General features: G+C 73.9%; 3 protein-coding genes and 3 pseudogenes. 5 read left to right on the top strand and 1 reads right to left on the bottom strand.

The features are described 5' to 3' along the window. From VR44_RS33685 to VR44_RS33670, 4 genes and pseudogenes are all read left to right on the top strand, one after another. Window positions 1-321 (top strand): annotated as a pseudogene (locus VR44_RS33685) (DNA polymerase ligase N-terminal domain-containing protein); the annotation flags it as partial. Continuing rightward, complete coding sequence (gene ligD, locus VR44_RS33680; protein WP_045951438.1) at window positions 318-1,220, top strand: non-homologous end-joining DNA ligase; 903 nt, start codon at window positions 318-320, stop codon at window positions 1,218-1,220. The pseudogene VR44_RS33685 and the gene ligD, both read left to right, overlap by 4 nt. Further along, window positions 1,217-1,844: pseudogene (locus VR44_RS33675) on the top strand (endonuclease). Before ligD ends, VR44_RS33675 begins: the two are co-directional and overlap by 4 nt. Window positions 1,845-1,871: 27 nt before the next feature. Continuing rightward, window positions 1,872-2,970, top strand: a pseudogene (locus VR44_RS33670) (MsnO8 family LLM class oxidoreductase). Between the two features lie 13 nt (window positions 2,971-2,983). On the opposite strand, the gene VR44_RS33665 reads toward VR44_RS33670, so the two are convergent. After that, the gene (locus VR44_RS33665) at window positions 2,984-3,751 is read right to left on the bottom strand and encodes a CAP domain-containing protein (protein ID WP_045951437.1); all 768 of its coding nucleotides are present in this window, start codon (window positions 3,749-3,751) and stop codon (window positions 2,984-2,986) included. Window positions 3,752-4,609: 858 nt separating this feature from the next. Between VR44_RS33665 and VR44_RS33660 the strand changes: the two genes are divergently transcribed. Then, the coding region (locus VR44_RS33660; protein WP_052713952.1) for a hypothetical protein at window positions 4,610-5,748 on the top strand (1,139 nt) is incomplete at its 3' end.

The raw sequence follows: 5,748 nt of genomic DNA, 5'->3' as shown, positions 1-5,748 counted from the left end.
GTGATCGTGTGGGACCTGGGAACGTACCGCAACGCCACCTCCGACCGCGAGGGCAACGAGATCCCCCTCACCGAGGGGCTGGAGCGGGGGCACGCCTCCTTCCTGCTCGACGGGCGCAAGCTGCACGGCGGCTACTCGCTCACCCGGATCCGCGACGCGGACGACGGCGGGAAGGAGGCCTGGCTGCTGGTCAAGCACGCCGACGGGCACGCCTCCACCACCGGTACGCCCGACCCCCGCCGGGCACGGTCGGTCCGTACCGGCCGGACCCTGCACCAGGTCGCGGCCGGGGTACGGCCGGGGCGGGGTGACCACCCTTGACCCGCCACGTCGTCGAGATCGGCCGCCCGGACAAGGTGCTCTTCCCGGGGGACGGCATCACCAAGGCCGACCTCGCCGGCTACTACCGCACGGTCGCCCGCCGCATGCTGCCCCAGCTGCGCGGACGGCCCCTCATGCTGGAGCGGCATCCCGACGGGACCGACGGCCCCGCCTTCATGCAGAAGGACGTCCCGGACCACTTCCCGGACTGGATCCACCGTGTCGAGCTGCCCAAGGAGGACGGCACGGTCACCTACGTGATCTGCGACGACACCGCGACCCTCCGTTACCTGGCCGGCCAGGCGTGCATCACCCCGCACCGCTTCCTGTCCAGGGCCGACCGGCCCGGCCACCCGGACCGGCTGGTGTTCGACCTCGATCCGGCGGATGAGGACTTCGCCCCGGTGCGGGAGGCCGCGCTCGGCCTGCACCAGCTGCTGGACGAGCTGGAACTGCCGTCCTTGCTCATGGCGACGGGCTCCCGCGGTCTGCACGTGGTGGTGGCCCTGGACCGGCGGGCTCCGTTCGACGAGGTGCGGGCCTTCGCGCGCGGGGTCGCCGGTGTCCTGGCCGCCCGCCACCCCGGCCGGTTCACGACCGAGGCCCGGAAGAAGGCCCGCCGCGGCCGCCTGTACCTCGACGTCCAGCGCAACGCCTACGCCCAGACCGCCGTCGCCCCCTACGCCGTCCGCGCCCGCCCCGGCGCCCCCGTCGCGGCCCCGCTGGCCTGGAGCGAACTCGATGATCCCCGGCTCACCTCCCGGCGCTGGACCCTCGCCACCGTCGACGGCCTGCTGGAGGACGACCCCTGGCAGGACGCTCCTCGGCCCCGCTCCCTCCGGAGGCCCGGCAGCCTCCTCGGCGCACTGGTCCGCGACGAAGGGAGCCCGACGCCATGACGCGGACACGGCACACGACCGTACGACGGCTGATGGACGCCTACGGGCGGACGCACGCCGAGGAAGCCGGCATCAGGCTGCGGAACACGCCCGCGCCCCTGTACCAGCTGCTCACCCTCTGTGTGCTCTTCTCGGTACGCATCAAGGCCGACATCGCGGTGGCCGCGGCCCGTGAGCTGTTCGGCGCCGGGATGCGGACGCCCCTGGCAGGACCGGGTGGACGCACTCGGCCGCGCCCACTACCGCCGCTACGACGAGAGCACGGCCACCGCCCTGGGCGAGGGCGCGGAGCTCGTCCTCGACCGGTACCACGGAGACCTGCGCCGGCTCCGGGACGAGGCCGACGGCGACCCCGGCCGGGTCCGCGAGCTGTTGAGGGAGGTGCCTCGGATCGGGCCGGTGGGGGCGGACATCTTCTGCCGCGAGGCCCAGGCCGTGTGGCCCGAGCTGCGCCCCTCGTTCGACGACCGCGCGCGTGCGGCCGCCGCCGAACTCGGGCTCCCGTCCTCGCCCGAGGGCCTCGCGCGCCTGGTGGACCCCGAGACCCTGCCGAGGCTGGCCGCCGCCCTGGTGAGGGTGGAGCTGTCCCGGGACGCCGTCGACGATCTTCTGAAGACCGGATAGCGGGGGTTGTCCGTCGCGATCGAGTCAATGTGTGTGGGCAGGCCTCGGCGCGAGTCCTTGCGCGGTCGGTCCGTCGCGCGGCGCGCCGGGCGTGCCGCGTGGCGCGAAAAGGATCACGGTGGCCGTCGCCCGACGTGTGATCCCTATGCTGACGGGATGGTCGACATACCTCTTTCCGCACTCGAAGTGGCGATGGTCCAGACGGGCACCCGCGCCCTGGACACCCTGCGGGACACCGCGGAGTTCGCTCAGGAGCTGGAGCGGCTGGGATACCGGCGGATCTGGTACGCCGAGCACCACCACTCCCCCGCGATCGGCGCCTTCCCCCCGGTGGTGCTCAGCACGCACGCCGCGGCCTCCACCTCGGCCATCCGTCTCGGCTCCGGCGGGGTCCTGGCGCCCAACCACGCGCCCATCACCCTCGCGGAGCAGTTCGGAACGCTGGCCGCCCTGCACCCGGACCGCATCGACCTGGGCATCGGCCGCGGCCCCGGGACCTTCGACGAGGCCACCGCGCGGGCGCTGCGGCGCGGAGCCGGGCCGACGACGGACGCGGAGCGACGACGTGGCGGCGATCCTGTCCTTCCTCGTCGAGGAGGTCGCGCTCGGTCCGCTGCCGCAGCCCTGGCTGCTGGCCTCCAGCCCGGCCGGGGCGGGCCTCGCCGCCGAGCTCGGCCTGCCGGTCGCCGTCGCGCACCACATCCGGCCCGAGAACACCCGTGCGGTCCTGGAACGGTACCGGGCGGAGTTCACCCCGTCGCGGTGGAGCGGGCAGCCGCGGGTGCTGCTGTGCGTCGAGGTGGTGGCCGCGGAGACGGAAGAGGAGGCCCGGCGGCTCATCGGGCCGATGGACGTCGTCAAGGCAGGGCTGCTCAAGGGCATCAGTGACATCCCGTTCCCGACGCCCGACGAGGCGGCCGCGCACCCGTTCACGGAACCGGAGCGGGCGGCCCTGGCGGGCTTCCGCGCACAGCAGGCGGTCGGGACGCCCGAGGCCGTCGTGGCCCGGCTCCGGGAACTGGCCGGTGAGACGGGAGCGGACGAGCTGATGCTGACCACGCCCGTCTACGGCCTCCGGGAGCGCGTCCGCTCGTACGAGCTGATCAAGAAGCACTACGAGGCGTAGGGCCGCCCCGGTTTCAGCGCGTCGCGCCGAAGTCCTGCGTCCAGTACTGGCCCGGCTGGGCCAGGCCGATGCCGATCTCCCGGTAGGAGCAGTCGAGGATGTTGCGGCGGTGGCCCGGGCTGTTCATCCAGCCCTCCATGACCTGTTCGGGGGTGCTGTAGCCGTAGGCGACGTTCTCGCCGTACGTCTGCCACTGGTATCCGGCACGGGTGATGCGCTGGCCCGGGTCGGAGCCGTCGGAGCCGGTGTGGGACATGGTGGCGTGGGCGGCCATGTCCGCGCTGTGGTCCTGGGCGGCCTTCGTGAGCTCCGCGTTGACGGTGACGGCGGGGCATCCGGCGGCGGCGCGCTCCTGGTTGACCAGCGCGAGGACCTTCGCCTGGGCGTCGGTCTGTGCCCCGGAGGCCTGTGGTGCCGGGGGCGCGGCCGACGGCTCGGCCGCGGGCGCCTGCGGCCGCGGGGCCGCGGGCGGCGCGGCGGCGGGCTGCCCAGCCGGCTGTTCGGCCGGCTGTTCGGTGACGGGCTCCACCGGTGCGGGCGGCACCTCGTCGGGGAGCTCGGACGCGGGACCGGTCTCGACCGGGACCTCCGCCTGAGGCTGCGCCTCCGGGCCGGAGGACGAGGGGTGCCGCTCCTGCCATGCCGTGGCGGCCGTGTGCGCGCGGCCGGTCTCCTGGGGGTCCAGGCAGGCCATGGCGGCGGTGGGAACGCCGACGATGGCCAGGGCGCCGACGGCGACGGCTATTTTCCTGTAGTGCGTCTTCTTACGGTGCTTCCTCATGCGTGACCTCACTCGGTGATCGCGAAGCTCCCGGCGCCGGGACCGCGAGGGCGCCGGAGGAGCCGTCATTCTGGGAAGCCCCGCAGCGGGATGGCAAGCCGGAGCACGCGCGGGGGGCGGAGGCTCCGTGCGCCCGCTTGAAAGGGCCGCAAGATCGTGCATGGCCCCGGCCCGCCGCCCTCGGGGTGAAGCTGACGTACCGCCGGAACCGGCTCCCATCAGGCATGTTGGGCGCAAGCAAGCGGGAGTCGACAATTCCGTTTCTGGCGGTCTGCGTGATGTCGGCAGCAAAATTGGACAAATACCGAAACGCACCTGTCTGGACGATCTTCGTTCGTCTGGCGGGCCGCCGTACGCGCTGTGGCTCATGTCACGGAACGCCGGGCTCCGGGACCGTCGACGGTGACCGCCTCTACGGCCCTTGGCGTCCTGGACGCCGGGCGGGCCGGGGCGGAGCCGCAGACACGACCGTCCGCGCGCCACGGCGGGCGAACGGGAACCGGCCCAGGAGGGCCGCCGTGCCGGTCGTACCGTCTCCGACGGGGGCCGCGTTCCGAACGGCCGTGCCGGGTCGCCGAGTTGCCGGTCGGGTCCGGGGTTCACCGGCTTCGTGTTGCCCGGTTGCTGCGGGAACGTGAACAGGATGAACAGGCCGTGGCGGGCGGCCCCGGAAAGATCCGGATCGCGCGGGCAGAGGCTAGCGTCCCCGTCAGAGCCGTTCTGCGGGCGATCGCCGCGCGGGACGAGGGGCCCCGGCCGCGCCGTCGGCCACCGCCGCGCCGCAGCAGGTCGCCCCGCCCGCCGGGCGCCGTGCGGCCGTTCTCCTCTTCCTTCAGCCCCAGTCCCGAGGACCCCTTGATGCCCTTCTCCCCGCCCACGGGCGGGCGCCTCGCCGCGCTCGCCTTCTCCTTCGCCCTGGCCCTCGGCGCCGGCGGCCTGACCGCGGGCCCCGCTGCCGCCTCCGCAGCCGCTTCCGTACCCGCGTCGGCGTCCGCGTCCGCGTACGGTCCGCAGGCGCCGCAGAACCCGTTCACCGCGGCCAACGGCGCGGCGACCATGCACGGTGACAGCGCCTCCAGCGGCACCACCGCCTACCCCGGGCCCGGTACCTCCGGCATCTCCTACTCCCGGACGGCGCTGGCCTCGGCCTGCCCGACCGTCGTGGTGGGCGGCGACGGCTACGTGATCGCCCTGTGCACCACCATCTTCGGCCGGACCCCGACCGTCCACCTGCTCGACCCCGGGACCGGGGCCGACCTCGCCTCGCTCGCCCTGCCCAAGGGCAGTCTCTTCGGCGGCGTCTACGCCTACCTGGACAACGCGGACCGCCTGGTCGTCGTCGACGGCAGCAACAGCCTCGTCCGCGTCGGCCACCACCGCACCGGATCCGGATGGGAACTGCGGATCGACCAGTCCACCCCGCTGGGCGGCGCCGTCCCCGCCGGGGACAACATCGTGGGCCTGACCCCCGACTGGGACGGCCGGGTCTGGTTCGCCACGAGCGGCGGGGTGATCGGGACCGTCGACACCGGCACCGGCACGGTACGCAGCATCAGCACCGGCGAAGGCGTCCAGAACAGCATCTCCACCGTCCCCGGCCGTACGGCCGTCGCCACCGACCACGCCCTCTACCTCCTGTCGGCCGCCCCTGACGGCACCCCCGTGGTGGACTGGCGGGCCCCCTACGACCGGGGCCCGGCCCGCAAGCCCGGTCAGCTCAGCTGGGGCACGGGCACCACGCCCAGCTTCTTCGGACCGGAGCAGGGGACCGAGTACGTCACGATCGTGGACAACGCCGACCCGCACGGGAACCTGCTCGTCTACCGGGCGGCAGGCGGCCCGGACCCGATCTGCCGGATTCCGGTGCTGACCCAGTACGCCCGCAGCGGCACCGAGGACGCCGTCATCGCCTCCGGGCGCAGCGTCTTCGTCACCAACACCTACGGCTACCCCTACCCGGCCCTGCCGGAGGGCGCTCCCGCCAGCCAGCCGTCCTC

Origin of the sequence: Streptomyces katrae, assembly GCF_000966975.1 — a bacterium.
In the GTDB taxonomy this organism is placed as follows: Bacteria; Actinomycetota; Actinomycetes; order Streptomycetales; family Streptomycetaceae; genus Streptomyces; species Streptomyces katrae.
This window is presented reverse-complemented; position numbering and strand designations above follow the sequence as displayed.

Excerpts from the sequence above, each read along its gene's own strand:
- VR44_RS33665 (WP_045951437.1), bottom strand. The coding sequence starts at position 3,751 with ATGAGGAAGCACCGTAAGAAGACGCACTACAGGAAAATAGCCGTCGCC.